This is a genomic window from Pseudomonas sp. MYb13 (assembly GCF_002980075.1).
GTDB lineage: Bacteria > Pseudomonadota > Gammaproteobacteria > Pseudomonadales > Pseudomonadaceae > Aquipseudomonas > Aquipseudomonas lurida.
In genome coordinates this window covers 83,426-107,826 of record NZ_PCQI01000004.1, presented here as the reverse complement: position 1 = coordinate 107,826, position 24,401 = coordinate 83,426, and the positions used below count along the sequence as shown (strand labels likewise).

The window sequence follows — 24,401 nt, the reverse complement described above, 5'->3', positions numbered from 1 at the left end:
GGCATCAGTCCTCCACCACCCAAGTGTCTTTGGTGCCACCGCCCTGGGACGAGTTGACCACCAGCGAGCCTTCGCGCAACGCCACGCGGGTCAAGCCGCCAGGGACTACACGGGTTTCCTTGCCGGACAACACGAACGGGCGCAGGTCGATATGGCGTGGCGCAATGCCGTTTTCGACAAAGGTCGGGCAAGTGGATAAACACAACGTGGGCTGGGCGATATAGGCGTGGGGCTTGGCTTTGATACGCGCCCGGAAGGCCTCGATCTCTGCCGCTGTCGACGCGGGGCCGACCAGCATGCCGTAGCCGCCGGAGCCTTGGGTTTCCTTGACGACCAGGTCGGGCAGGTTAGCCAATACGTGGGAAAGTTCGTCAGGCTTGCGGCATTGGAAGGTCGGAACGTTCTTGAGGATCGGTTCTTCATCCAGGTAAAAACGGATCATCTCGGTGACGAAGGGGTACACCGACTTGTCATCCGCCACCCCGGTGCCGATGGCATTGGCCAGCACCACATTGCCGGAGCGATAGGCCGCAAGCAGGCCGGGTACACCAAGCATGGAATCGGGATTGAAGGCCAATGGGTCGAGGAATGCGTCATCAAGGCGACGGTAGATAACGTCCACGGCCTTGGGGCCGTCGGTGGTGCGCATGAAGACACGGTCATCGCGCACGAACAGGTCCGCGCCCTCCACCAGCTCCACGCCCATTTCGCGGGCCAGGAAGGCATGTTCGAAGAACGCGCTGTTGAAGCGTCCTGGCGTCAGCACGACCACGCTCGGGTTGTCCAGGGGGCTGGAGCTTTTCAGGGTATCCAGCAGCAGGTTGGGGTAGTGATCAATGGGCGCGATGCGCTGGGCGGCGAACAGCTCGGGGAACAGCCGCATCATCATCTTGCGGTCTTCAAGCATATAGCTGACGCCGCTGGGCGTACGCAGGTTGTCTTCGAGCACGTAATACGTGCCGTCGCCATCGCGTACGAGGTCGACGCCGGAGATGTGCGAATACAGGTCGCGGTGCAAGTCCAGGCCCTGCATGGCCAGTTGGTATTGTTCGTTGGCCAGCACCTGTTCGGCGGGAATGATCCCTGCCTTGATGATGCGTTGTTCGTGATACAGGTCGGCGAGAAACATATTCAGCGCCTTGACCCGTTGGATACAGCCACGCTCGACAATCCGCCATTCGCTGGCAGGAATGCTGCGCGGGATGGTGTCGAAGGGAATCAGGCGCTCGGTGCCCTGCTCGTCGCCGTAAAGCGTGAAGGTGATCCCGGCGCGGTGAAACAGCAAATCGGCTTCGCGCCGGCGTTGAGCCAGTAGCTCAGCAGGCGTTTCGGCCAGCCAGCGCGCGAACTCGCGGTAGTGAGGCCGGACCTGCCCTGCCCCGTCGTACATTTCATCGTAATAAGTGCGGATCATGCCGAACTCCTTGTCACCCGGGCGAAGGAACCGTCGCAAGGCCCGTGCCAGCGGCATAAACACTTAGAAATCAGTGAGTTGAATTACCACCAGAATCCATTTGCACCGTCCTGGTGCGCAGAATGCCCGGCGCATGGCCGCACGCTTCATCGCAATGCAGGCTTTGACTATCAACAGCATAGTCAGAGTTGATTTCACTGCCCGGGCAAGCATGCGGATAATCGGTTCCATCTGCTGAACAGGACGCGTCCTACAGCTTCAGCGAACCGCTCTTCCCTTTAAGCCACCCTCTTGGGTGGCCTTTTTTTTGGTGCGAAAAAAGAGCGCACAAGTTCCGGATAGTTTTCCCACCCCACAAACAAAATCGGCCGACCCAAAAGGTCAGCCGATACACTGTGTTGCTCATAAAATGCCGCTACATGGGTAACCCACGCACCTCCTGCTTGACGCCCCATCCTTCGATGATTCCGCCCAGCGGCTCGACCACCGCCTCAAAGTCTTGCTCGAAGTCTCCTATGCCGTCGTAGGTGGCGAACATGATTTTGCTCAGTTCCAGGTACCAGGCGCCATCGTCGCGCGCACTGACCTGGGCATTCAGGGATTCCCCACGAAACTCACCCGCAGCCCTGCGCGCCCGTTCCTCATCCGGGAAAATGGCGTAGAACTCGATGGGGTGAAAACGCGAGAAGTCGAAACCGCCTTCTTTCATGCGGCGCAGAACGTTGGTGCTGATGTCTTCTTGATAGGCTGTGCTCATGAAAAGTGCTCCTCGAATTGATGGATAGACTTTCCGTGCTTCCCGAAGCCCACGCCTTACTGGCGTGGGGACTACGGCAAAAACATCACCGCTGGAAAACAAGCATGTAGCTGACAAGACCAGACCTTAGCGATTCATTCGCTGATCTCAGTTGCAGAGTAGCGCGAAGCTATCACCTCCACCAGAGGCGCCTTAGGTGCGTACAGGGAATGTTCAGGCAGCGGGGGAGATGTCGAGGATCTGGATACTGTTCTGGTCCTTGAGGATCTTGACCGTAGGCTCGGGCTTGCGGCCCTCCAGGTCATTGAGGTCCAACTCAGCGGCGACGGGCACCAGTTTGTTGCGAATCATGTGTGCCGCATCTTCGAGGCTGGGCTTCTGGTCGCAAGTGAACTGCTCGACCGACTGAACGCCGTGATCATCAACGAAGGTAATCTGCCACTTTTGCATCGGTGCCTCCTCGATAAAACCCGTGTGTGGGCTTACCACTATCTGGACCTTGAGGGTTCGCCAAACGTTCCACTCGCGTCAGGAGGCACCGGATCAATTGCGCTTATTTTTCAGCGTGTTCTTTCAAGGCTTTCAAGGTGTTGAACGGCGCGTCCACCACAAACTTATTGGCCAGCCAAGAAGGCACGCTGCCACCTGGCTCGGTGTGCACCTGGTAAGTGACTTCGGTCTGGTTGTCGCCTTTTGGCACGAGTTTCCAGAAGCCATCGACCTGGGCAACCCGTACGTAGCCTTTTTCTTCAGGCTTGTAGGTCGGGACGCCTTCGAGCTTACGAGTCAGCGTGCCGTCAGCCGCCTTGGTGGTGGTGATATGCAAGTAGGAATCGCGGTCCGTCACGGGGAACGGCGCTTTGAACTGGGTGTAGGTCCAGCTCTCGTCACCTTTCTTGTCGACCAGCTTCTGGGACTTGCACTCGTGGATCCAGGCACACGCGCCGGCCACGTCTTCCTGGAGTGCGACGATTTTGGCCACCGGTGCCTTGATCGTGGTCACACCGCGATAGGCCTTGTACTTGGAACCGGCAATTTCGCTCAGGGACACCTTGATACCGTCTTCGTCCTTGGCGACTTGCCAATCCTCAGCCTGGGCAGTGGCAGCAAACAACACCGTAAAACCGCACAACACAGCCATTCGTTTCAGCGAACCCATTGTTGTATTCCTTATTGTGGAAGTTCCGATAATAAAGCCCATCAAGCCGCCGTCATGTGCTCCCACCAGCCGATCAAGCGGATCGCATCGGCCTGGTCGGTGCCGCAGACCTCGATATCTGCCTTGAAATCACTGCACACCGACGGACGCTCAGGTTGCCCAAACAGCAGGCACAGGTGTTCGACCGACAGGTGCAGGCAGCGTTCGCCAGCCGGCTTGCCGTCTGGCATGCCCGGTAATGGCGAGCTGATGGAGGGGGCGATGCAGCAAGCGCCACAGCCTTCACGGCAATTCATGACCAGCAGGTCCTCGACGACTCAATGTGGATGGCCGGGCTAGAGTACGCCCTAAAACAGCCGTTTTAAAATGGTCTAACAGGGGTTTTTCGCAGAAAACAAAAGTGACTGACCAGTCTGCGACAGGTGGTCGAGGAGCCGCGTCACGTTTGTGGGAAAAGTTTACTGCTTGAACTCGAAGTCCAGTGCGGCACCTTCTACATCGCGCCGCTCTTCGTTGCGCAATTGCAGCCTCATCTCATTGCTGAGCAGGCGGCCGTTGATCTGGAATGCACTGTTGTCAGTGGGCTTCTCGCCGAACATCGGCGGCAGCAGGGGCACGCTCTTGGGCTTGGGCATGGTGCCAATGGGCTGCAAGTGCCTGACCATGTCCGAAGGCAGCGAAAGGTCCAACTGTGCTGGTGGCAATTGCGTCTGAGCCACTTCGCGGGACTTGGACTTGCTCGCCGCACGCTGCTTGGCCGTCGCCGTTTTTTTCTTGACGGCGGACGCGGGCTTCTTCACGGGGGTCTTCTGCTCGGCGCTCGCGGCGGGCTTGGGTTCGCTCACAGGGGCCGCCGCCAGCGCTGTGCCGACGTTGCACAGGCCTGCGAGGCCAATCACCAAAACAGCGCGAAAAATCGGAGTCATATTGCCTACAGCATTAACGGCAGAGGGACATATGCTCGCTTGTTGTGCACGGCATGACAAGCGCGGTGACTAGCCAGCTATCGGAGTTGTCCCTTTTTTGTGCCTCAAAAGCCGGCCGCCGTCTCTTGGCATAACTGGCTGGCGAGCATCCCAAGCGTCATCAGCGCGCGCTCTGCCTCGCGGTTCCACGGCGTGCCGCAGTTGAGCCGAATACAGTGGTTGAACTGTTCGGTATTACTGAAGATCAAGCCTGGCGCAATGCTGATGCCCTGTTGCAGCGCACGCACATGCAGTTCCTGGGTATTGACCCGACCCGGCAAACTGACCCACAGGATAAAACCGCCGGTCGGGCGAGTCATTTGCGTGCCCTCCGGAAAATACTGCTGCACCGCCAATTGGAAGGCACTGAGGTTCTTGCGGTATTCCTGACGGATGTAGCGCAAATGCCGGTCGTAGCCGCCATTCTCCAAGTAAGCCGCGACGCCCATCTGGGTGACACTGCACGCGGAGTGGGTGCTGAACATCTGCAGGCGCTGGATTTCCTGCTGGTACTTGCCGGCGATCATCCAGCCGATACGCACACCGGGGGACAGCGTCTTGGAAAAACTCGAGCAATAGATCACGCGGTCGAGGCGGTCATAGGCTTTCAGGGCCTTGGTGCGACCCAGTTCGAACATCAGTTCGCCGTAGATATCGTCTTCGACAATCTGGATATCGAAATCCGAGGCCAGGCGCAGCAACTGTTTTTGCCGCTCCTCGGGCATGGTGCCACCCAGCGGGTTGCTCAGGCGCGTGGTCAGTACCAAGGCCTTGATCGACCATTGGTTAGCCGCCAGTTGCAAGGCTTCCAGACTCATGCCGGTGGACGGGTCGCTCGGTATCTCGATGACCTTGAGCCCCAGCAGATCGGCCAACTGCAGCAAGCCGTAATACGTCGGTGATTCTGCGGCAATCAGGTCGCCAGGCCGTGTCAGCACCCGCAGCGACATCTGCAAGGCATCGACGCAACCGTGGGTGATCACCACTTCGGAAGGGTCCACCACCACGCCCGCATCGCGCATGCGGATCGCTACCTGGCGGCGCAGCGGCTCGAAACCGGGGCTGAACATGTAACTGAAGGCCCGTGGGCTCTGGAACCGCGTGACCTTGGCCAACTGCTGGTGCAGAGCGCGTACCGGCAAGTAATCCACGCTCGGCACGGCGGCGCCCAACGGGAACACACCTTCACGGCGTGACTCGCCCAATACCTGCTGGATAATGCTGCTGCGGGTGACCAACCCCGGGCGCTCGACCCGTGCGATGTCCGGCGTTGGTGCCGTGAGTGCGGGTGTCTGGTGCACGTAATAGCCGGACTGCGGCCGTGCCCGGATCAGCCCCTGGTCTTCCAGGTTGGCGTAGGCCTGCAACACCGTGGCGTGGCTCACGTTCAACTGCGAGCTCATCTTGCGCACCGAAGGCACGCGCTCGCCCGGTTGATAGACACCGCGCCGGATATCCTCAGCCAGTTGCTGGGCAATACGCTGGTAAAGCAACAGATTGGTCATGACGCAGCACTCGATTTCACGGGTATTTTATTTTTGTGTGAAACATACCGGCACAGTTTAGAAGTGTACGGGGACAGTTGCCACAATAGTCGAGCGCGGGCGGGAGTGACAGTAAAAACTGTAAGGGCGTACACCTGAAAATGTCAGAGGGGGCTTGCCCCCGATGGCGGAGGTGCAGTCAACCTGTCGGTGGCTGGCACGCCGCTATCGGGGGCAAGCCCCCTCCCACATCCGATCTTTGCGAGGCGTTAGCGCGCGGCGCCCAGTTGGCCTTTCTCGTCCGAGAACACGATTTCTACCCGACGGTTCTGCGCCCTGCCCCGCTCGGAGGCATTGGCTTCGACCGGGTACTGGTCGCCGTAGCCTTCAACCTGGATGCGTTTTTCGTCGATCCCCAGGTCCACGAGCACGTCGGCCACCGACTGCGCACGGTCGCGGGACAGTTTGAGGTTTTCCTGCTCGCCGCCAGTGTTGTCGGCATAGCCCTCGATACGAACCACGCGCTTGGGGTTCAGTTGCAGGAACTGGACGATTTTCAGCACGGTGCGGTTAGCCGAGTTTTTCAGCTCGGCATCACCGGTATCGAACAGCACGTCGCCCAGGGTCATCACCAGGCCGCGATCGGTTTGGGTGGTGGCCAGGCTGGCAATCTGCTCTTCGAGCCATTTGCCCTGTTGCTGCACGCTGATCAACTTGCTTTCACGCAGGGCCAGTTGCAGGCGCTGGCGCTCCAGTTCGAGCTTGGCGCCGCGCTCTTCGTTGAGCGCCTGCTCGGTGTGTTCGCGGGCAATCGCGCTGTAGCGCTGGCTGAGGTAGGCGTAATGCACCACGTCGGCGCCGCTGCCCCAGTAGCTGGACAAACGGTCGGCGCGGGCCAGGGACTCCCCGGCGCGAATCACGTCCTTGGGCGCAATGCGCAACACATTGGCGTCTTCCTTGACCTTCTGAAAGTCGCTGCCCGCTTGCTGCAAGGCCTGTTCGCCGCTCGGATGGCTGGCGCAACCACCCAAGACCGCAGTGCCCAGCAGCACGGCACCACCCAAACCACGGATCATCGGGCTCATTGGGCTTCCCCCAACTGCAATTGCTTGCGCAGGCGGGTGATGCGGGTGTTAAGCACGTTCAGTTGTTCCTGGCTCTTGCGGGTCAGCACTTGGGCTTCGGCCAGGCGCGCGTCCAGCTCGGCCTGCTCGGCCTGCATGCGTGCGTCCTTGTAGGATTGGTCGGCCATGTCGGCCTTGGCTTGGGCGAATTTGTCTTCGGCCAGTTTCAGTTCGGGTGATTCATCGGCGCTGGCCCCCACCGCATTGGCTTGCTCCAGGGCTTGCTGGGTGAGGCGTATTTGTTCATTCGGCGCAGGATCGGCTGCACATCCCGCCAGAGCGACAACGGCGAGGGCCGCGAAAAGAGGTCGAAGAGTCACTGAAAATCCCTACTTTGTTGGGGTGCCGACGGGTTGCTGCAATTGCGCCTTCCAGCGCTCCAGATTGCGCTGCAGCGCGGTTTCCGCCACACCGGACGTCGGCAATTCTGTCATCTTTTTGGCGAGCTGTCCGCGCAACCACGGATCATTGCAGGCCGAGTTGTGGGAAATCGCCAGGTACAGGCCCGGCTGATCAATGGGCACGTCACGGGCGACCAGGTCATTGCTCATGCCCAGCGTCTGCGCCATGGCCATGCCGGAATAACGCCCGGCCAGCACGTAGTCCACTTCCCCCAGCAGCAGCTTCTGGAATGCCGGCGTCAGGGACGGCAGGCGTTGCAGGCTCAGTTGCTGGCCGGCGAAGGTTTCGAAGGCAGCGCTCAAGCGCGCGCGCTCCGACACTGCACCTTTGTGCCCGTGCAGATCGGCCGCCGTGGTGTAGGCCAGCGCTGAATCCTTGCGCGTCCACACCAGGTAGTCGAGCTGCACCAGCGCCGGGTGGATGTAGTCGAGGGTTTCCAGCTCACCCAGGTTCAGCGGCGCATCGGCCAGGATATCCATGCGCCCGCTGCGCACTTCGTCCAGGGCCAGGGCGCGTTTGCCACCGTAGAGCAGGTCGATTTTCAACCCAAGGTCCTTGGCCACCTGCTGCAACACATCGGCGGTGGCGCCGATCAGGTGCGTGGGGTCTTGCGGGTCACGCCAGAGCAAAGGCGGAGCGTCCGGGCTGCCGGTGATCACCAGGCGGTCGCATTTGCCAGCGGCCAGCGACAGGCTCGGCAGCAGTGTGAGGCCCAGCAGTACGGTCCAGGGACGCAGTTCCATGGCAAGTGTCTCCAGCAAGTCAAAAAAAAGCCCGGTCACAAGGACCGGGCTCTTTATAAGTGAAGCGACTGGATTAGACCAGCTTCTCCAACTCAGGTACGGCTTCGAACAAGTCCGCCACCAGGCCGTAATCAGCCACCTGGAAGATCGGCGCTTCTTCGTCCTTGTTGATCGCAACGATCACTTTGGAGTCTTTCATACCGGCCAAGTGCTGGATCGCGCCGGAAATACCGACGGCGATGTACAGCTGTGGCGCAACGATCTTGCCGGTCTGGCCGACCTGCATGTCGTTGGGTACGAAGCCTGCGTCGACGGCCGCGCGGGAAGCGCCGACCGCAGCGCCCAGCTTGTCGGCCAGGGCGTACAGGTGCTTGAAGTTGTCACCGTTCTGCATGCCGCGACCGCCGGAAACGACGATCTTGGCAGCGGTCAGCTCAGGACGATCCGACTTGGCCAGCTCTTCGCCAACAAAGCTGGAAGTGCCAGCATCGTGGGCAGCCGCAACGGCTTCAACGGCAGCCGAACCCCCTTCAGCAGCAACCGGGTCGAAACCGGTGGCGCGTACGGTGATGACTTTGACCGAAGCGTTGGACTGTACGGTAGCGATGGCGTTACCGGCATAGATCGGACGCTTGAAGGTGTCGGCGCTTTCTACCGAGATGATCTCGGAGATCTGGTCAACGTCCAGCTGCGCGGCAACGCGTGGCAGGATGTTTTTGCCGTTGGAGGTGGCGGCAGCCAGGATGTGGCTGTAGCCAGCGCCCAGCTCTGCAACCAGCGGGGCAACGTTTTCCGGCAGCTGGTGAGCATAGGCGGCGTTGTCAGCGTTCAGGACTTTGCTCACGCCCGCGATTTTCGCAGCGGCTTCAGCCACGGCGCCAGCGCCTTGACCTGCTACCAATACATGGATGTCACCACCGATTTTAGCGGCAGCGGCCACGGTGTTAAGGGTGGCCGGGGCCAGCACCTTGTTGTCGTGTTCGGCGATTACGAGGATAGCCATGATCAGATCACCTTCGCTTCGTTTTTCAGTTTCTCGACCAGTTCAGCCACCGACTTGACCTTGATGCCCGCGCTGCGAGCAGCCGGTGCTTCAACCTTGACGGTCTTGTTGGTGGAGGCGGTGGAAACGCCCAGAGCATCCGGAGTCAGCACTTCGAGAGGCTTCTTCTTGGCTTTCATGATGTTTGGCAGGGACGCGTAGCGCGGCTCGTTCAAACGCAGGTCAGTGGTCACGATGGCCGGCAGTTTCAGGGAAACCGTCTGCGCGCCGCCGTCGATTTCACGGGTAACAGCTACGCTGTCGCCGCTCACTTCGACCTTGGAAGCGAAGGTGCCCTGGCCGTAACCGGTCAGCGCAGCCAACATTTGGCCAGTCTGGTTGTTGTCGCTGTCGATGGCTTGTTTGCCGAGGATCACCAGCTGAGGCTGTTCCTTGTCGACAACCGCTTTGAGCAGCTTGGCCACGGCCAGGGAGGTCAGCTCTTCAGCGGACTCGACCAGGATAGCGCGGTCGGCGCCGAGCGCCAGCGCGGTACGCAGCTGCTCTTGAGCCGTGGTAGGGCCGATGGAAACCACGACGATTTCAGTCGCCACGCCTTTCTCTTTCAGGCGTACGGCTTCTTCCACGGCGATTTCGCAGAAAGGGTTCATCGACATTTTGACGTTAGCGAGGTCGACGCCGGAATTGTCCGCCTTGACGCGAACTTTCACGTTGTAATCGACAACGCGTTTGACAGCTACAAGAACCTTCATGGATTCCTCGTTACTCTCCGGTGAAAAGAAAGTCGCCTAGGCGAACCTGGCGGTTGATGCTCATCGGCACACAAGGGCACCTCCAAAAACGTCGGCGGATGACCTTGCTCACGGGAAATGACGACCGTTCGTCAGTGGTGACTGAGAGGTCATTCTTTATCGCAGCGTGTAAACTGCGCGCCATTGTTTGGGCACGCGTCACCTGTCTTGCTTTTGGACGTGCTCTTGAAACCTGCTGTCTGCCTACGGTAAGCGCAAAACCGACCGTATATTGACCGGAACACCTATTCTGGTCAATACGGCAAAATAGCCAGTCATAAGCCGCGCCTCTTTGATTTACCTAGCCTGCGGGCAATTCAAACAAACGTTTGTATTGGACGCTGACAGTGGTGTAGATATAATGCGCCACCTAGAGAGAAAGGTGGGTCATCCCCTGCCATTTGGCACAGTGATGATGGACACGACACCGAACCTCCACCCATTAGAAAAAAAGCCTGTTGAGCCTTGAGTAGGAGATAGCCTGTGGAACGCGAATACATGGAATTCGACGTGGTCATCGTCGGCGCTGGCCCGGCGGGACTGTCTGCCGCCTGCCGACTGAAGCAGAAGGCCGCCGAAGCCGGTAAGGAAATCAGCGTCTGCGTGGTCGAGAAAGGCTCCGAAGTCGGCGCGCATATCCTGTCCGGTGCCGTGTTCGAACCACGCGCCCTGAACGAACTGTTCCCGGACTGGAAAGAACTCGGCGCCCCGCTCAACACCCCCGTGGTGCGCGATGACATCTATGTACTGCGCAGCCCGGAAGCCTCCACCAAGGTGCCCGACTTCTTTGTGCCCAAGACCATGCACAACGAAGGCAACTACATTATTTCCCTCGGTAACCTGTGCCGCTGGCTCGCCCAGCAGGCCGAGAACCTCGGCGTGGAAGTCTACCCAGGCTTCGCCGCCCAGGAAGCGCTGTTCGACGAAAACGGCGTGGTGCGCGGGATCATCACCGGTGACCTTGGCGTTGACCGCGAAGGCCATCCAAAAGAAGGCGTCTACACCCCGGGCATGGAACTGCGTGGCAAATACACGCTGTTCGCCGAAGGGTGCCGCGGGCATATCGGCAAACAACTGATCCAGCGTTTCAACCTGGACAGCGACGCCGACGCCCAGCACTACGGCATCGGCCTGAAGGAAATCTGGGAAATCGACCCGGCCAAGCACCAGCCAGGCCTGGTGGTACACACCGCCGGTTGGCCGCTGGACATCATGAGCGCCGAGAACACCGGTGGTTCGTTCCTCTATCACCTGGAAAACAACCAGGTGGTGGTCGGCCTGATCGTGGACCTGTCCTACAGCAACACCTTCCTGTCGCCGTTCGATGAGTTCCAGCGCCTCAAGCACCACCCGGTGCTGGCCCAGTACCTCGAAGGCGGCAAGCGCATCAGCTACGGCGCCCGTGCCATCTGCAAAGGCGGCCTGAACTCGTTGCCCAAGATGGTCTTCAAAGGCGGCGCGCTGATCGGTTGCGACCTTGGCACCCTGAACTTCGCCAAGATCAAGGGCAGCCACACCGCGATGAAGTCCGGCATGCTCGCCGCCGACGCCGTGGCCGACCGTCTGTTTGCCGAGTCCGAAGGCGGTGATGAACTGACCGCTTACGTCGACAGCTTCAAGTCCAGCTGGCTCTACGAAGAACTGTTTGCCAGCCGTAACTTCGGCCCGGCGATGCACAAGTTCGGCCCGATCATCGGCGCTGGCTTCAACTGGTTCGACCAGAACATCATGGGCGGCAAGATGCCGTTCACCCTGCATGACACCAAGCCGGACTACGCCTGCCTCAAGCTGGCGAAAGACAGCAAGAAGATCGATTACCCCAAACCCGACGGCAAGCTGAGCTTCGACAAGTTGAGCTCGGTGTTCATCTCCGGTACCAACCACGAAGAAGAGCAACCGTGCCACTTGAAGTTGAAAGACGCGAGCATCCCGATCGGCACCAACCTGCCGCTCTACGATGAACCGGCGCAGCGCTACTGCCCGGCCGGCGTGTATGAAGTGATCACTCAGGAAGACGGCGCGAAGCGCTTCCAGATCAACGCCCAGAACTGCGTGCACTGCAAGACCTGTGACATCAAGGACCCTTCGCAGAACATCACCTGGGTCACGCCAGAAGGCGCGGGCGGGCCGACTTACCCGAATATGTAAGGCGGCATCGATTATTGGTTGTGGCCCTCATCGTCCTGCCGAATCACCGGCTGCCGTTCAAGGCAGCCCGGCGATTCGACGGGGCAAGCGGCGGCGATCATGACCGCCGTTCAGGGTCCAGATACACGCCCACCGCTCACTGGATCGCGTTGGTCTTCAGCGACTCCAGCACCTCGATCATTTCCTCAAAAGACTGCCCATCAGGGCGGATCTGCTCCCTCAGGCGCCAAATACCCGAACGGTCACTGGACCGCACCGCAGTGCTTGCAGCAAACTTCGCCGCCCCAAAATCCACGGGAAAACATTTCTGGGTGGCTGCGTCATAAAGAATATTCCTGGCGGCCAGGTCATTGTGAACAATACCGGCATTTTCCAGCTCGGCTAACATATTCAATAAGCTGCCTGAGACGGCGTCGGGCAACGCATTACCTCCTGCCATCAAATCTTCAAGCGTTTCGCCTGGCATCCTGGGCATCCGTATGTAGGAAACCGTGTCAGCCGCGTTACTCCCCAGAAACGTCGCACGCTGCTCGCCATAATATTGATTAAATAATGCCACCTCGTTGTTGAGTTCAGTCACTCGCTGAGCCGCCGGAAGAGGAAAGGTCACTTTGATCACATAGTTCGCATCGTCCGGGTCGATGTACACCATCGCACGGGAACCAAACCCGATGGGCTCTATCAACCGCTCGGCCAAGTCATCCACGTTCCCACCAACGACTCCTCGGGGTCTCCACACCCCTTGGGCATCGGGGTGGGCGATCTTTCCACTGCTGAGCAATTCAGAGGGATTATCGGGGTCACGCAGGCGCAGCAAATAATGCAATCCATCCCCGGCATCGGGCGTTTCGGCGGCGAAATACTGCTTGCCCCTGTACGTCACTTCTCGCATGCCGGGAAAGGCTGAGGGGATGTGCGCAACGGGATTGGCGGGAGGCGCCAGCACCGTATCCCGCGGTGCTTCATGATTGGTTTTCGGCACCGCGGGCGCGCGCACCAACGCAAGATCCTGGGTCTGCTCGTTGTATGTCCACGTTTAGTGCGGGCGGCCCAGGTTGGGGCCAATAGCGTTATCGATCCCACCCAACCCGGCCTCTGCCGCTACCGGGGCAATTTCGTGTGCCAGTTGCAGGCCGGATATGACGGCGGCGGCACTGCCGCCGACGCGGTCGTCCACCGTCATGCCATAGAGAGAGTCATGGACACCAAAGACGAGCGTGCCCGTGTTGCCGACGATGGGTACGTAACCGAAGGTATCGCCCCATAACGCTTTCGCAGCCTTCCAGTGTTGCTGCGAGGATCCAAAGACCTCAGTCTGGTCGGCCCATACCGCGCTCTTGGCGTTCACTGCCTGGTAGTGGGCGGCAATACCGCCACCCAGATTGCCGTATTTCAACTGATAATCGCCACCACGTGACCCGGTGTAGTTAAACGTCTCGCGGACCGGGACAGCCTTATCCTTGACCAGATTTTGATAGCCCGGATAGGTGGCACGATTGCCTGCAATCAAGTTGTCGAGCACATCCCCCGCTTTTGGCCAGTGGGCATCCTTACCACCTTGCCTGTCGCTGGCGTTGAAACTACGCAGCAAATGATCACGGTTGTTTGCAGCCCAACGGGCAAAGTCCTGATCGTCCCGTACTTCGTGGACAGCACCGTTCTTCAAGTCGATCATCACGCCCTTATTGGGCCGGTGCCGATAGTTTCCGTCATGGGGGGCATAAGGAATGAATGCGTACCCTGCCAAGGGGTAGCCATAGAGATTGGGAATAATGACCTGGCCATCTCGCTGTAACGTACGCTTGAGTGCACCTTGGGCTTCAAGACTCAGCGCCTCGAAACTGTCCTTGTTACTCACCACGCTCTGCAACGTTCCTCGCACCACATAGGCATCTGACTTCCCGGAGCGCTGCGCCAATACTCCGGACGCGTCGCGCATGGGCACGGCGATTTCATGTTCCCAGTGATCTTGCAGGTGCTTGCCAAGGGATTCCAGATCGCCCACCTTGCTTGAATCTTGCTGCTCGATCTCCATGAACCTGAAATTGACCGGGCCACCTCGCTGCACTTTATCGTGCTCCAGGCTACCCGCTGCAATTTCCCAGGCAAGGTAGCTGCGCTTGTCAGTGCCCGTCAGGTGGTCCGGTCTCCCAACCCCGGTGTAAGTGCTGAATGTCACGGTGATTTTTTCGTGCGGGTCTAACCCTGCCGCCAATAAGCCAGCGCTGAAGTAACCCGCAGGCTCCAGGAACGGGCGAACCTTCTGGAATCGGATGTTGCTTTCGCCTTCGCGAGTGCTTTCTATGTGTTGGATCTGCGCCACTACGCGGCCGGCATAAGCGTCGATGCGTTGCATCCGCTCTTGAGGGGTATAACTGGCCGTGGGCGATGAGGGCGTGACGGCCCCGTAAATAACGGTCCTGGCCACATCAAGCTCATGATCAGGGGTGGAGGGCGATGTCGGCCCCTGGCGCTCAACACCGGCCACATCGTTCGGGGAAATAGCCCGACCTGTTGCCGAGGTTGGACGTCCAGGCACCGCCATGCGCGCGCCAGAATCTTGATCGGGTATGGCGCGCTGGATACCTGGGGGACTTGATTGGAGCAATGACAGAGCGTTCACTTGAGACCTTCCTGAGATGGCAGGCACTGACATGCCTGAGACGATCTGTGTGCAGAAGGGGCCGGGAGCAGTTCCCCTGCGACCCAGACAATCCGGTCATCAAGTATTGCAAAAGCGGTTCGGCCCTCGGGGTCCAGGGCGCGCAACAGCTGGTTACGCGGCGCGTTCCTCGCCGGGGTTGCGCTCGAAGTAGCGCTTGTACTCGCGACTGAACTGCGACGTACTCTGATACCCCACATTGTGCGCGGCCTGCGCCACGCCCATGCCTTCCACCAGCAGCAATTGCTGGGCCTTGAGCAAGCGCAAACGCTTCAGGTACTGCACCGGCGACAACAGTGTGCAGCGCTTGAAGTGCTCATGGAACGTCGACGCACTCATGTGCGCATACCCCGCTAACGTCTCGATATTCAACGGCTCGGCGTAGTGGGCATGCAGGTGATTCAACGACGTGGCAATCCGTGAAAACTGTCCCTGCTGTTCCACCAATGCACGCAGCACATCGGCTTGTGGCCCACGCAACGCGGTGAAGAGCAATTCCCGCACCCGCGCCGGGCCCATGATCCGGCTTTCCAGCGGATCGTGCAGGCACTGCAACAGCCGTTCGACGCAACCACGCATGGCAGCATCGAGCACCACCGAGCTCATCGACTCAAGCGTCTGCGCCGTCGGCGGCGGCCCGGCCTGAATACCCATGGCCATCACCAATTCGCCCAGCACGACACGATCGATACCCACCGTCACGCCCAGCAGCGGCGCGTCCGGGGCCATGGCAAACGTTTCGCACTCGAACGGCACCGGCATCGCCTGGATCAGGTAGTGGCCGGCGCCATACTCCAGCGTACGCGGGCCCAGGTAGGCAACCTTGCTGCCCTGGGCCACGAACATCAGGCTCGGCTCATAGATCTGCGGCCCGCGCGCTACGTCACAGCTGGCGCGCAGTACCTGCACGCCCGGGAGGTGGGTGGGCGAAAAACCGTCGCGGGGCGTAAGCCCCTCAATCAAGGCAACCAGCGTGGCGTTGGCATCGAGATGGCGGGTCAACAACATAAAAGCGGCTCTCGGAAAAATCACGTCTTGGTGCAGGCTAGCTGGCTTCACGCCACACGCTGCAAGAAAGCCCGCAGTTTATAGCTTGCCGCTTGTAGCTTGCCGCTTTTAGCTGCGCCTCCGGAGCTTTAGGCATGAGACTCGGAGCATTTGCCATGGTCGCTCCCTGGGTCGGCGCGCAGAATGCGCCACCTCTCCAGTCCAAGCTTTTGCGAGGTTTCCCCATGTACACCGCCATCGGCTATGCCGCCCAGTCGGCCACCACTCCCCTCGCCCCCATGTCGTTCCAGCGCCGCAGCCCGCGCGTCGATGACGTGGCCATCGAGATCCTTTACTGCGGCGTGTGCCACTCCGATATCCACCAGGCCCGCAACGAATGGGGTATCGCCGTGTACCCGCTGATGCCAGGCCACGAGATCGTCGGCAAGGTCACCGCCGTCGGCGCCAACGTCACTGCGCACAAAGTCGGCGACCTGGTCGGCGTGGGCTGCATGGTTGATTCGTGCCGTCACTGCGACGCGTGCAAATCGGACCTGGAACAGTACTGCCTCGAAGGCCCGACCATGACCTACGCCACCCCGGACCGCGTAGACGGCAGCAACACCATGGGCGGCTACTCGGACAGCATCGTGGTCAGCGAGCACTTTGTGGTGAAGATCCCGGCCAGGCTCGACTTGGCCAGCGCCGCGCCGATCCTGTGCGCCGGTGTCACCATGTACTCGCCGATCAAGCACTACGGCATCAAGGCCGGCGACAAGGTGGGCGTATTGGGCATGGGCGGCCTGGGCCATATGGGCATCAAGCTGGCCAAGGCGATCGGCGCGCAAGTCACCTTGTTCACCCGCTCCGCAAGCAAGGCCGAAGAAGGCCGTCGCCAGGGCGCCGATCACGTGATCGTGTCCACCGACGCCGAGCAGATGAAAGCCGCCGCCGGGCACTTCGACTTCCTGCTGGACACCATCCCGGTGCAGCACGACCTGAACCCCTACCTCGACGTGCTGCGCTTTGACGGTGTGCATATCCTGGTCGGCCTGATCGAACCGGTCGACCCACCGGTCAACGCCGCCAAGCTGATCATGGGCCGCAAAGTCCTGGCCGGCTCCTTGATCGGCGGCATTGCCGAAACCCAGGAAGTCCTGGATTTCTGCGCCGAGCACGGCATCAGCTGCGACATCGAAATGCTCGACATCCGCAACATCAACGAAGCCTACAGCCGCATGATCGCCGGTGATGTGAAGTACCGCTTTGTCATCGACATGGCGACCCTGAAGGCCTGATCAAGCCTTCGCGCCCAACTCCGCTGAAAGCCTTGCTGCGACCTGTTTGACCACAGGGATCAGCTCGGCCATCTTCTCCAGCGGCATGTAGGGCACGGTACTGGCGATGCTGATGCCGGCGACAATGCGCCGGCTGGCATCGCGCACCGGTGCCGCCACGCAGCGGATCGACGGTTCGTTGTCTTCCAGATCGAACGCATAGCCGCCTTCGACATACTCGCGCATGCGCTGCTCGAACTGCGCCCAGGATTGCTCCGGGTGCTGCGGCCATTGCAGGTTTTTCCCACCCACCGGCAAGCTGACTTCGTACAGGCGCTGCCACTCCTGCGCGGTGTCATCCAGCAACAGTGCCTTGCCGATACCGGTGCGCGCCAGCGGCATGCGATGGCCGACCCGCGAGCGCATTTCCGGGCCATTACGGCCAGGGTTCTTGTGCAGGTAAAGCACGTCGTCGTATTCGCGAATGGCCAGGTGGATGGTGTCACCGGTAAGCGCCGACAACTCATCCAGATACGGAATGGCCAAGGTCACCAGCGGCAGCTCTTCCCGCGCCTGGAAACCCAGTTCGATCAACTTCGGCCCCAGCAGGTAACCGACCTGCGGCACCACGCGCAGGTAACGCTCTTCCACCAGGCAACTGGCCAGGCGGTGGGTGGTGCTGCGGGTGGTGCCGATGCGCTTGGCGATCTCTTTCAGATCGCGCGCACCGGCCGCCACCGCCTGCACCACGCCCAGGCCACGCAGCAGGGTCTGGGTGCCGGTGGGGGCGGTTTCTTTGACGGGGGTGTGGGCGTTTTCCTGCATATCGGGCCTATTCGTGTGAAAGCGGGGGCATTATGGCAAATGCCGGACGTCAGCACAGCGAAGATCCTAATGTGGGAGCGGGCTTGCTCGCGAATGCGGTGTGTCAGAAACAGGTGTATTGACTGACACACCGTATTCGCGAGCAAGCCCGCTCCCACACTGGATTTTCTGTGTTGTCTAGACCGAGTTTCTAACGCTGTTTCATGCGGTCGATGATCACGGCCAGCAACAGGATCGAACCCCTGATCACGTACTGGTAAAAGGTATCGATGTTCTTCAGGTTCATCGCATTCTCGATGATCGCCAGGATCAACACCCCGGCAATCACATGGCGGATCATGCCGATGCCGCCACTGAGCGACACCCCGCCCAGCACGCATGCCGAGATCACTGTGAGCTCGAAGCCCTGGCCAATCATCGGCTGGCCCGAGGTCATGCGCGAAGCGAGGATCACCCCGGCCAAGGCGCCGATCAGGCCATGCACGGCAAAGATGATGATCTTGGTGCGATCGACGTTAACCCCGGCCAGCAGCGCGGCTTCCTGGTTACCACCGATGGCCATGGTGTTGCGCCCGTAGGTGGTGTAGTTGAGCAGCCAGCCAAAAAACACAAAGCACAACACGGTGATGATGATCGGCACCGGCACGCCCATCAGTTGGCCGTTGCCGAACACAAAGAAACCTTCATCCATCACGCCGACGGCCTTGCCGTTGGAGAAGATGTAGGCCAGGCCGCGCACGATCTGCATGGTCGCCAAGGTTGCGATCAATGCGTTGATGCGCAGCTTGGCGATGACAATGCCGTTGATCAGCCCCACCACCAGGCCCATGGCTAACGCCGCCGACACACCGAGTACCACGCTGTCGGTGTCGCGGATCACGATCCCGGCCACCACGCCGGCACAGGCGATCACCGAACCGACCGACAAGTCGAAGTGCCCGGAGGCCAGGCAGAACAACATGGTGCACGCCGCGATGCCCACGGTGGAAATCGCCAGGCCCAACCCACGCATATTCAGCGGTGAGAGGAAGTTATCGATAAACAAGGCGCTGAGCACAAAGATGCTCAATGCCGCGAGCAGCATCACCCAATCATCGAGGAACTTGCGCTGGTTGAAACCCGGCCAGAAGCCCTTTGCAGTTTTTACCTCAGACATCTTTCACCTCGGATTCTTCAAGCCCGCGAGCGCGGGAGAGCCAGTTGCAACAGCCGTGCTTCGTCCGCTTGGTCGCGGGTGAGTTCGCCGGTCAGGGCGCCTTCGCTCATCACCAGGATGCGGTCGGCGATGCCCATCACTTCCATCAGGTCGCTGGACACCACAATCACCGCAATACCACTGGCCGCCAGGTTATGGATGATCTGGTAGATCTCCGACTTGGCGCCGATATCGATGCCACGGGTGGGTTCGTCCAACAGCAACACCTTCATCGGCATCGACAGCCAGCGGCCGAGAATGGCCTTCTGCTGATTGCCACCGGACAGGTACATGATTTTCTGTTCGGCGTTCGGCGTCTTGACCTTCATGGCTTTGATCTGCTGGTCGGCGTTGTGCTTTTCCCAGCCGTCGCGCAGCAGCCAACCGAACCTGGAATGTGCACCGCGCGCACTGATATTGATATTCTCAGCCACGCTGGACAGCGGAATGATGCCTTCCTTCTTGCGGTCTTCCGGGCACAGCAGTACGCCGGCAGCGATGGCATCGCGCGGTGAATGCAGCTGCAGTGTTTGCCCGCAGAGTGCAAGGCTTCCCGCAGTGCTGCGGGTCAAGCCGCTCAGCAGCCGGAACAGCTCCGTGCGTCCCGCGCCGACCAGTCCGAACAGGCCAAGGACCTCGCCCTTGTGCACGCTCAGGCTGACCGGCTCACGCAGGCCCGGCCCCAGCAGCCCCTCGACCTTCAGCGCCACTTCGCCCTGTTCACGCGGGCGGTAGTCGTAGATGTCCTGGATATCGCGGCCGACCATGCACGTCACCAACTGGTCATGGGTCAACGCACTCATGTCGTCGAAGGTGCGCACGTAGCGGCCGTCCTTGAACACCGTCACGGCGTTGCAGATGCGGAACACCTCCTCCATGCGGTGGGACACGTAGAGCACCACTTTGCCCTCGTCACGCAGGCGCGTGATGATCGCCATCAAGCGGTCGATCTCCCGCGCAGAGAGGCTGCTGGTGGGCTCGTCAAACGCAATCACATGCGCGCCACGGGACAACGCCTTGGCGATTTCCACCAGTTGGCGCTGCCCCAGGGACAGGCGCCCGAGCTTTTCCTCCGGGTCGATTTCATCCGCCAGCCCCTTGAGGCAGGCCAGTGCCTGTTTGCGCAACTGGCGGCGGTTGACCACACCGAAGCGTGTCGGCAAATGCCCTAGGAACAGGTTCTCGGCCACGGTCATTTCGGGCACCAGATGCAGCTCCTGGTGGATCACCGCCACGCCGCTGGCAATGCTGTCGGCGGCAGACTTGAAGTCCATGGTCTGCTCGCCGATCTGCAGCGAACCGCTGCTGGGCAGGTAGGCGCCGCCAAGGATTTTAAGCAGCGTCGACTTGCCCGCGCCGTTCTCGCCCATCAACGCGTGCACCTCGCGCGGCCGCGCTTCAAAGCTGATCTGCGACAGGGCTTTCACACCGGGAAATTCCTTGCCGATTCCGTTGAAGCGCAGGGCCGCGCCGCTCATTTCCACAGCCCTATTTTGCTCAACTCTTCCTTGAAGTTGGTGCGGGTGATCAGGGTCACGTTGTCCAGGGCGGTGAACTTGGCGGGCTCGGTGCCTTTGGTGACCCACTCGAACATCGCGCTGGCGGTCTTGTAGCCCGACGCGTCAGGGCTCAACAGCATCGAGCCGTAGAAGCCGGTGTCGAATTTCTTCAATTCTTCGATCGCGTCCGTGCCATTGATGCCTACACCAATCACATGGGCGGCCTTGAAGCCGGCGCTTTCGGTGGCGCGCACGCCGCCCAGTACGGTGCTGTCGTTCATGCCGCCGATGATCAGGTTTTTCGCGCCGCTGGGCAGCTTCACCAGGGCCGAGTTGGTGGAATCCATGCTGCCCGGTACATCGAGGGTTTTCTGCGCGCTGAACAGGATATGGTCAGCAGGCAAGCCGGCGGCCTTGAGGCCTTCGACAGAACCATCGGTGCGTTTCTTGCCGGTTTCCAACTCGTCGAAGGTGTTGATGACCGCGTAGGTTTCTTTCCAGTCCCAATTGCGACGCTTGGCTTCGGTAGCCATGGCTTCGCCTTGTTTCTGGCCGATCTTGTAGGCGTCGAGGCCGACGTAGGGCACGTCTTCCATGGGTTTGCCCTTGGCGTCGACAAAGCGATCGTCCACCGCCAGCACTTTCAGGTTATTGAGCTTGGCCTTGGCCATGATCGCAGGGCCGAGGGACACGTCCGGCGGGCAGATCACGAAACCCTTGGCGCCGTTGGCCGCGAGGGTGTCGATAGCGGACAAGGTTTTTTCGCCGTCAGGCACGGCGATCTTGATCACGGTGAAGCCCTGGTCCTTGCCGGCTTTCTCGGCGAAGGCCCATTCAGTCTGGAACCAGGGTTCTTCGGCCTGTTTGACCAGGAAACCGATCTTTACTTCTTCGGCAGATACAAACCCGCTGAACGCCACGGCGAGGGCCAGGGTGCCGAGTGTCTTCTTGAACATGAACCACCTCTTCTTGTTATTGGAAAAGTTTTAGTCGTGGTACATCACCGACCGCCCGCCATCGATCATCAGGCAGGTGGCATTGATAAAAGGCGCCTCGTCGGTCGCCAGGAACAGTGCCGTCATCGCCACTTCGACCGGCTGGCCGATGCGCTTGGGCGGGTGCAGGTCGAACGCGCGTTGGCGCTCGGCGTGGGGGTCGGGAAAGCCATTCCAGTAGTCGACGTTGAGCTGGGTCTCGATATAGCCCGGCGCGATGGCATTCACGCGGATGCCCTTGGGCGCGTACTCGATGCCAAGGGCACGGGTAAGGCCGAGCAGGCCGTGCTTGGCCACTGGATAAGGAAAGCAGCCGGGGATGATGTGGCTGGAATGGGTGGAGGCAATATTGATGATGTTGCCGATACCTTGCTCGATCATGTACGGCAGCACCGTGCGGCAGCCGAACCAGGCACCGTCTAGGTCGATGGCGAAGCAGCGGCGCCAGTCTTCGTCGGTCATCTGCAGTGGGTCGCGGAACACATTGACCCCTGCGCAGTTGATCAGCACATCCACGCGGCCAAAGCGCTCGATGGCCACATTGACCAACGCCTGCCATTGCTCCTGGGAGGTGATATCGACGGGTTGCGCGTAGATCTCGGCACCGCGTTCGCGCCAGTGGGCGGCAACTTGCTCGACCTTTTCGCCTTGGATGTCGGCGATGACCAGCCGCGCCTGCTGGGCCTGGAAGCACGCAACGATGGCTTCGCCAATGCCCTGGGCGGCGCCGGTGATGATCACCACTTTGTTCTTCAACCGCTCGCCATAGGTTGGCTCGGGCACGGCGGGGAGTGACAACGGTTGTGCCTGCATCGCTTCACCTGTTTTATTTTTGGTAGTGAGTGCTGATGCAACCGACTATAAACCCATCATTTGAAATATCTCAATATATAAATTTGCATCCCATATATTGAGCATTAATCAAAAAAAATGTGGGAGCGGGCTTGTCCGCGATAGCGGCGGTTCAGTCAACGCAGCTGTGACTGAACTACCGCTATCGCGGGCAAGCCCGCTCCCACACTTGATCCTCAGTTTGACGCAATGGGGGCCTAGCCGAGCGCGAAGTCGCGCAGCGCATCGCCTTCCATGCGATAGCGCACCCACTCTTCCTGCGGCTGGGCGCCGATGGACTTGTAGAAAGCGATCGCCGGTTCGTTCCAGTCCAGCACGCTCCACTCAAAGCGCCCGCAGCCGTTATCGAAAGCAATCTTCGCCAGGTGGCGCAACAACTTCTTGCCCGCCCCGCCGCCGCGTTGTTCCGGGTTGATGTAGAGGTCTTCCAGGTACAGGCAGTTGCTGCCCAGCCACGTGGAATAGCTGAAAAAGAACACCGCAAAACCAATCGGCATACCGTCGCGCGAGCAGATCAGGCCATGGGCGGTGGCCCCCTCACTGAACAGGCTGCGCTCGATGTCCACCACACTGGCGATCACTTCATGCCGAGCTTTCTCGTACTCGGCCAGCTCGGTAATGAAGGTCAGGATCTGCGCAGCATCGCTGGGCACGGCGGGGCGAATCTCGATGGTCATGGGCGAGCCTTGGCAATTTCAAAGCACACATACTAAGGCGCTTTCATGACTGATTGCAGTGCAATTTCGCTGCACGTGGTCCTGGCCCCCTTACTCCGTCGGCGGGTAACGTTGGCACCACCAACCACGCAACAATCGGCAAAGGCGCACATGGTAAAACGTGGGGCATAACGCCAATGACGCCAGGCCCTCCCATGCATTCCAAGTCGCCGGTGAGCACCCAGCTGTTCGCCCTGTTCTGTGTTGCCAGTTTTCTGTTGTCGCTGTCGTACGGCTCGACTTTCCTGCTGTCGTTGCTGATTCATGCGCGCGGTGGCAATGAACATGATGCGGGCAGCGTGATTTCCATGGCCATGCTAAGCACCTTTGTCGCGGTGGTGGTCTCCGGGCATTTATCGGATGCCGTGGGCGCAGCGCGGGCGATTGCAGGCATGGGCGTGCTGCTGGTGGTGGCATGCCTGGGCTTTGCACTGATGCCTGGGTTCGGCCAGGGCTTGATGCTGTTTGGCCTGGCCCTGGGGCTAGGCTGGGGGGTGTTCTACACGTTGGGGCCGATCATCGTGGCGATGCTGGTGGCGCCGCCGCAACGGGCGAAATACTTTGCGCTGTTGTCGGGCAGCATGATGACGGGGATCGGTTCCGGCCCCTTGCTGGGACGGGCGGCGAGCGCGCTGGGATGGCCCCTGACCACCGCGTTCCACATCGCCGCGATCGCCAGCCTGGTCGCAGTGGTGATGTTCTGGCGCCTGGGCGCCCACCTCACGCAACGGGGCAATGCGCCGGTAGCCAAAATTTCCTGGGTCGCCACCCGCCAGGTGCTGTCGTCAAAAGCGGCGTTCGCGATCCTGATGGTGGGCCTGGGTGGGTGTGTCTTTGGTGGGTTGTCCTCCTTCCAGACCAGCTACGCAGCGGCACACTCGCTGGACTACTCGTTGTTCTTCGTGGGTTTCCTGAGCGCCGCGATCACCAGTCGTTTGCTGATAGCGGGGTTTGTCGTCAAGCGCGATGCCTATCGCAGCGCGTGCGTGCTGTCGGGGCTGATGCTGGTGTCGGTGTTGATGTTCGGCTTAACGGTGTCGGGCAGCACCAGCTACCTGCTCGCCGCCATCACCCTGGGCGTGGGTTATGGCCTGACCTATTCGGTGATCAACGGGCTGGTGGCCAATGAAGCACCGGCCGGCACGACCTCCCAGGCGCTGCTGCTGTTCAGCCTGGCGTACTTCATCGGGGTATTCGGGTTTCCACTGCTCGCGGGAAAGATCATCGTCGCGTACGGCCTGCCATCACTGTTGCTGAGCTTGGCAGCGGTCGCCCTGTTCAACTGGCTGATCACCGTCGCACGACTGATCGGGCGACGGGCGCTGGCACACAAAATCTTACAGGTGACACAAGACCGTTCGTCGCCATCAAGGCACGAACGCCAAACGCAGGCGGACCAATAG

General features: G+C 60.2%; 24 protein-coding genes. 3 read left to right on the top strand and 21 right to left on the bottom strand.

Going from position 1 to position 24,401, the window contains the following annotated elements; translation table 11 throughout:
- Positions 1-4: 4 nt before the first annotated feature.
- The 12 genes from CQ002_RS09880 to CQ002_RS09825 form a co-directional block, all read right to left on the bottom strand.
- The gene (locus CQ002_RS09880; protein WP_034108288.1) at positions 5-1,414 is read right to left on the bottom strand and encodes a circularly permuted type 2 ATP-grasp protein; all 1,410 of its coding nucleotides are present in this window, start codon (positions 1,412-1,414) and stop codon (positions 5-7) included.
- Between the two features lie 415 nt (positions 1,415-1,829).
- Complete coding sequence (locus tag CQ002_RS09875) at positions 1,830-2,171, bottom strand: ribonuclease E inhibitor RraB (RefSeq protein WP_015885395.1); 342 nt, start codon at positions 2,169-2,171, stop codon at positions 1,830-1,832.
- A gap of 213 nt (positions 2,172-2,384) precedes the next feature.
- A complete protein-coding gene (locus CQ002_RS09870) occupies positions 2,385-2,621 on the bottom strand; it encodes a hypothetical protein (protein ID WP_015885396.1) in 237 nt (78 codons plus the stop codon).
- Between the two features lie 103 nt (positions 2,622-2,724).
- Positions 2,725-3,330, bottom strand: a complete 606-nt coding sequence (locus tag CQ002_RS09865; RefSeq protein WP_098467227.1) for an START domain-containing protein — start codon at positions 3,328-3,330, stop codon at positions 2,725-2,727.
- Between the two features lie 41 nt (positions 3,331-3,371).
- Positions 3,372-3,626, bottom strand: coding sequence for a YkgJ family cysteine cluster protein (locus CQ002_RS09860; RefSeq protein WP_034108292.1), 255 nt, complete (start codon positions 3,624-3,626; stop codon positions 3,372-3,374).
- Between the two features lie 162 nt (positions 3,627-3,788).
- The gene (locus tag CQ002_RS09855) at positions 3,789-4,256 is read right to left on the bottom strand and encodes a translation initiation factor 2 (RefSeq protein WP_105162739.1); all 468 of its coding nucleotides are present in this window, start codon (positions 4,254-4,256) and stop codon (positions 3,789-3,791) included.
- 104 nt (positions 4,257-4,360) lie between these two features.
- The gene (locus tag CQ002_RS09850; RefSeq protein WP_017527404.1) at positions 4,361-5,800 is read right to left on the bottom strand and encodes a PLP-dependent aminotransferase family protein; all 1,440 of its coding nucleotides are present in this window, start codon (positions 5,798-5,800) and stop codon (positions 4,361-4,363) included.
- A 248-nt stretch (positions 5,801-6,048) separates the two neighbouring features.
- The gene (locus CQ002_RS09845) at positions 6,049-6,864 is read right to left on the bottom strand and encodes an OmpA family protein (protein ID WP_034108296.1); all 816 of its coding nucleotides are present in this window, start codon (positions 6,862-6,864) and stop codon (positions 6,049-6,051) included.
- Positions 6,861-7,223: a DUF4398 domain-containing protein gene (locus CQ002_RS09840; protein WP_034108298.1), complete on the bottom strand. Its 363-nt coding sequence runs from the start codon at positions 7,221-7,223 to the stop codon at positions 6,861-6,863. The genes CQ002_RS09845 and CQ002_RS09840 overlap by 4 nt, the downstream gene beginning before the upstream one ends.
- 9 nt (positions 7,224-7,232) lie before the next feature.
- Entirely contained in the window at positions 7,233-8,048 is an 816-nt protein-coding gene (locus CQ002_RS09835; protein ID WP_034108300.1) for an ABC transporter substrate-binding protein, read from the bottom strand.
- 73 nt (positions 8,049-8,121) lie between these two features.
- Positions 8,122-9,051: an electron transfer flavoprotein subunit alpha/FixB family protein gene (locus tag CQ002_RS09830; RefSeq protein ID WP_034108301.1), complete on the bottom strand. Its 930-nt coding sequence runs from the start codon at positions 9,049-9,051 to the stop codon at positions 8,122-8,124.
- A 2-nt stretch (positions 9,052-9,053) separates the two neighbouring features.
- Positions 9,054-9,803: an electron transfer flavoprotein subunit beta/FixA family protein gene (locus tag CQ002_RS09825; RefSeq protein WP_024076934.1), complete on the bottom strand. Its 750-nt coding sequence runs from the start codon at positions 9,801-9,803 to the stop codon at positions 9,054-9,056.
- 522 nt (positions 9,804-10,325) lie between these two features.
- Here CQ002_RS09825 and CQ002_RS09820 point away from each other — a divergent pair.
- Positions 10,326-11,990, top strand: coding sequence for an electron transfer flavoprotein-ubiquinone oxidoreductase (locus CQ002_RS09820; RefSeq protein WP_034108303.1), 1,665 nt, complete (start codon positions 10,326-10,328; stop codon positions 11,988-11,990).
- A gap of 136 nt (positions 11,991-12,126) precedes the next feature.
- On the opposite strand, the gene CQ002_RS28815 is transcribed toward CQ002_RS09820, so the two are convergent.
- From CQ002_RS28815 to CQ002_RS09810, 3 genes are all read right to left on the bottom strand, one after another.
- A complete protein-coding gene (locus CQ002_RS28815) occupies positions 12,127-12,987 on the bottom strand; it encodes a hypothetical protein (RefSeq protein WP_177431162.1) in 861 nt (286 codons plus the stop codon).
- A 39-nt stretch (positions 12,988-13,026) separates the two neighbouring features.
- On the bottom strand, positions 13,027-14,613 hold the full coding sequence (locus CQ002_RS28810) for a hypothetical protein (protein ID WP_177431161.1): 1,587 nt from the start codon (positions 14,611-14,613) through the stop codon (positions 13,027-13,029).
- 153 nt (positions 14,614-14,766) lie between these two features.
- Complete coding sequence (locus CQ002_RS09810; RefSeq protein WP_105162740.1) at positions 14,767-15,660, bottom strand: AraC family transcriptional regulator; 894 nt, start codon at positions 15,658-15,660, stop codon at positions 14,767-14,769.
- A 224-nt stretch (positions 15,661-15,884) separates the two neighbouring features.
- Between CQ002_RS09810 and CQ002_RS09805 the strand changes: the two genes are divergently transcribed.
- Complete coding sequence (locus CQ002_RS09805; protein ID WP_034108307.1) at positions 15,885-16,937, top strand: NAD(P)-dependent alcohol dehydrogenase; 1,053 nt, start codon at positions 15,885-15,887, stop codon at positions 16,935-16,937.
- Here CQ002_RS09805 and CQ002_RS09800 read toward each other — a convergent pair whose 3' ends face one another.
- The 6 genes from CQ002_RS09800 to CQ002_RS09775 form a co-directional block, all read right to left on the bottom strand.
- On the bottom strand, positions 16,938-17,741 hold the full coding sequence (locus CQ002_RS09800) for an IclR family transcriptional regulator (protein ID WP_034108310.1): 804 nt from the start codon (positions 17,739-17,741) through the stop codon (positions 16,938-16,940).
- A gap of 190 nt (positions 17,742-17,931) precedes the next feature.
- Entirely contained in the window at positions 17,932-18,897 is a 966-nt protein-coding gene (gene araH / locus CQ002_RS09795) for an L-arabinose ABC transporter permease AraH (protein WP_028617559.1), read from the bottom strand.
- 17 nt (positions 18,898-18,914) lie between these two features.
- Positions 18,915-20,414, bottom strand: coding sequence for an L-arabinose ABC transporter ATP-binding protein AraG (gene araG, locus CQ002_RS09790; protein WP_105162741.1), 1,500 nt, complete (start codon positions 20,412-20,414; stop codon positions 18,915-18,917).
- Positions 20,411-21,391, bottom strand: coding sequence for a substrate-binding domain-containing protein (locus CQ002_RS09785; protein WP_105162742.1), 981 nt, complete (start codon positions 21,389-21,391; stop codon positions 20,411-20,413). Before CQ002_RS09785 ends, araG begins: the two co-directional genes overlap by 4 nt.
- Positions 21,392-21,421: 30 nt before the next feature.
- Positions 21,422-22,243: an SDR family oxidoreductase gene (locus tag CQ002_RS09780; RefSeq protein WP_034108320.1), complete on the bottom strand. Its 822-nt coding sequence runs from the start codon at positions 22,241-22,243 to the stop codon at positions 21,422-21,424.
- A 236-nt stretch (positions 22,244-22,479) separates the two neighbouring features.
- Entirely contained in the window at positions 22,480-22,959 is a 480-nt protein-coding gene (locus CQ002_RS09775) for a GNAT family N-acetyltransferase (RefSeq protein WP_069078065.1), read from the bottom strand.
- A 194-nt stretch (positions 22,960-23,153) separates the two neighbouring features.
- Between CQ002_RS09775 and CQ002_RS09770 the strand changes: the two genes are divergently transcribed.
- Positions 23,154-24,401: an MFS transporter gene (locus CQ002_RS09770; RefSeq protein WP_105162743.1), complete on the top strand. Its 1,248-nt coding sequence runs from the start codon at positions 23,154-23,156 to the stop codon at positions 24,399-24,401.

Bases quoted from the DNA above. Each gene is read 5' to 3' on its own strand.
- araG (WP_105162741.1), bottom strand. From the start codon at position 20,414: ATGAGCGGCGCGGCCCTGCGCTTCAACGGAATCGGCAAGGAATTTCCC.
- CQ002_RS09850 (WP_017527404.1), bottom strand. From the start codon at position 5,800: ATGACCAATCTGTTGCTTTACCAGCGTATTGCCCAGCAACTGGCTGAG.
- CQ002_RS09845 (WP_034108296.1), bottom strand. From the start codon at position 6,864: ATGAGCCCGATGATCCGTGGTTTGGGTGGTGCCGTGCTGCTGGGCACT.
- CQ002_RS09800 (WP_034108310.1), bottom strand. From the start codon at position 17,741: ATGCAGGAAAACGCCCACACCCCCGTCAAAGAAACCGCCCCCACCGGC.
- CQ002_RS09835 (WP_034108300.1), bottom strand. From the start codon at position 8,048: ATGGAACTGCGTCCCTGGACCGTACTGCTGGGCCTCACACTGCTGCCG.
- CQ002_RS09880 (WP_034108288.1), bottom strand. From the start codon at position 1,414: ATGATCCGCACTTATTACGATGAAATGTACGACGGGGCAGGGCAGGTC.
- CQ002_RS09875 (WP_015885395.1), bottom strand. From the start codon at position 2,171: ATGAGCACAGCCTATCAAGAAGACATCAGCACCAACGTTCTGCGCCGC.
- CQ002_RS09855 (WP_105162739.1), bottom strand. From the start codon at position 4,256: ATGACTCCGATTTTTCGCGCTGTTTTGGTGATTGGCCTCGCAGGCCTG.
- CQ002_RS09770 (WP_105162743.1), top strand. From the start codon at position 23,154: ATGCATTCCAAGTCGCCGGTGAGCACCCAGCTGTTCGCCCTGTTCTGT.
- CQ002_RS09830 (WP_034108301.1), bottom strand. From the start codon at position 9,051: ATGGCTATCCTCGTAATCGCCGAACACGACAACAAGGTGCTGGCCCCG.
- araH (WP_028617559.1), bottom strand. From the start codon at position 18,897: ATGTCTGAGGTAAAAACTGCAAAGGGCTTCTGGCCGGGTTTCAACCAG.
- CQ002_RS09785 (WP_105162742.1), bottom strand. From the start codon at position 21,391: ATGTTCAAGAAGACACTCGGCACCCTGGCCCTCGCCGTGGCGTTCAGC.
- CQ002_RS09805 (WP_034108307.1), top strand. From the start codon at position 15,885: ATGTACACCGCCATCGGCTATGCCGCCCAGTCGGCCACCACTCCCCTC.
- CQ002_RS09870 (WP_015885396.1), bottom strand. From the start codon at position 2,621: ATGCAAAAGTGGCAGATTACCTTCGTTGATGATCACGGCGTTCAGTCG.
- CQ002_RS09825 (WP_024076934.1), bottom strand. From the start codon at position 9,803: ATGAAGGTTCTTGTAGCTGTCAAACGCGTTGTCGATTACAACGTGAAA.
- CQ002_RS09780 (WP_034108320.1), bottom strand. From the start codon at position 22,243: ATGCAGGCACAACCGTTGTCACTCCCCGCCGTGCCCGAGCCAACCTAT.
- CQ002_RS09865 (WP_098467227.1), bottom strand. From the start codon at position 3,330: ATGGGTTCGCTGAAACGAATGGCTGTGTTGTGCGGTTTTACGGTGTTG.
- CQ002_RS09775 (WP_069078065.1), bottom strand. From the start codon at position 22,959: ATGACCATCGAGATTCGCCCCGCCGTGCCCAGCGATGCTGCGCAGATC.
- CQ002_RS09860 (WP_034108292.1), bottom strand. From the start codon at position 3,626: ATGAATTGCCGTGAAGGCTGTGGCGCTTGCTGCATCGCCCCCTCCATC.
- CQ002_RS09810 (WP_105162740.1), bottom strand. From the start codon at position 15,660: ATGTTGTTGACCCGCCATCTCGATGCCAACGCCACGCTGGTTGCCTTG.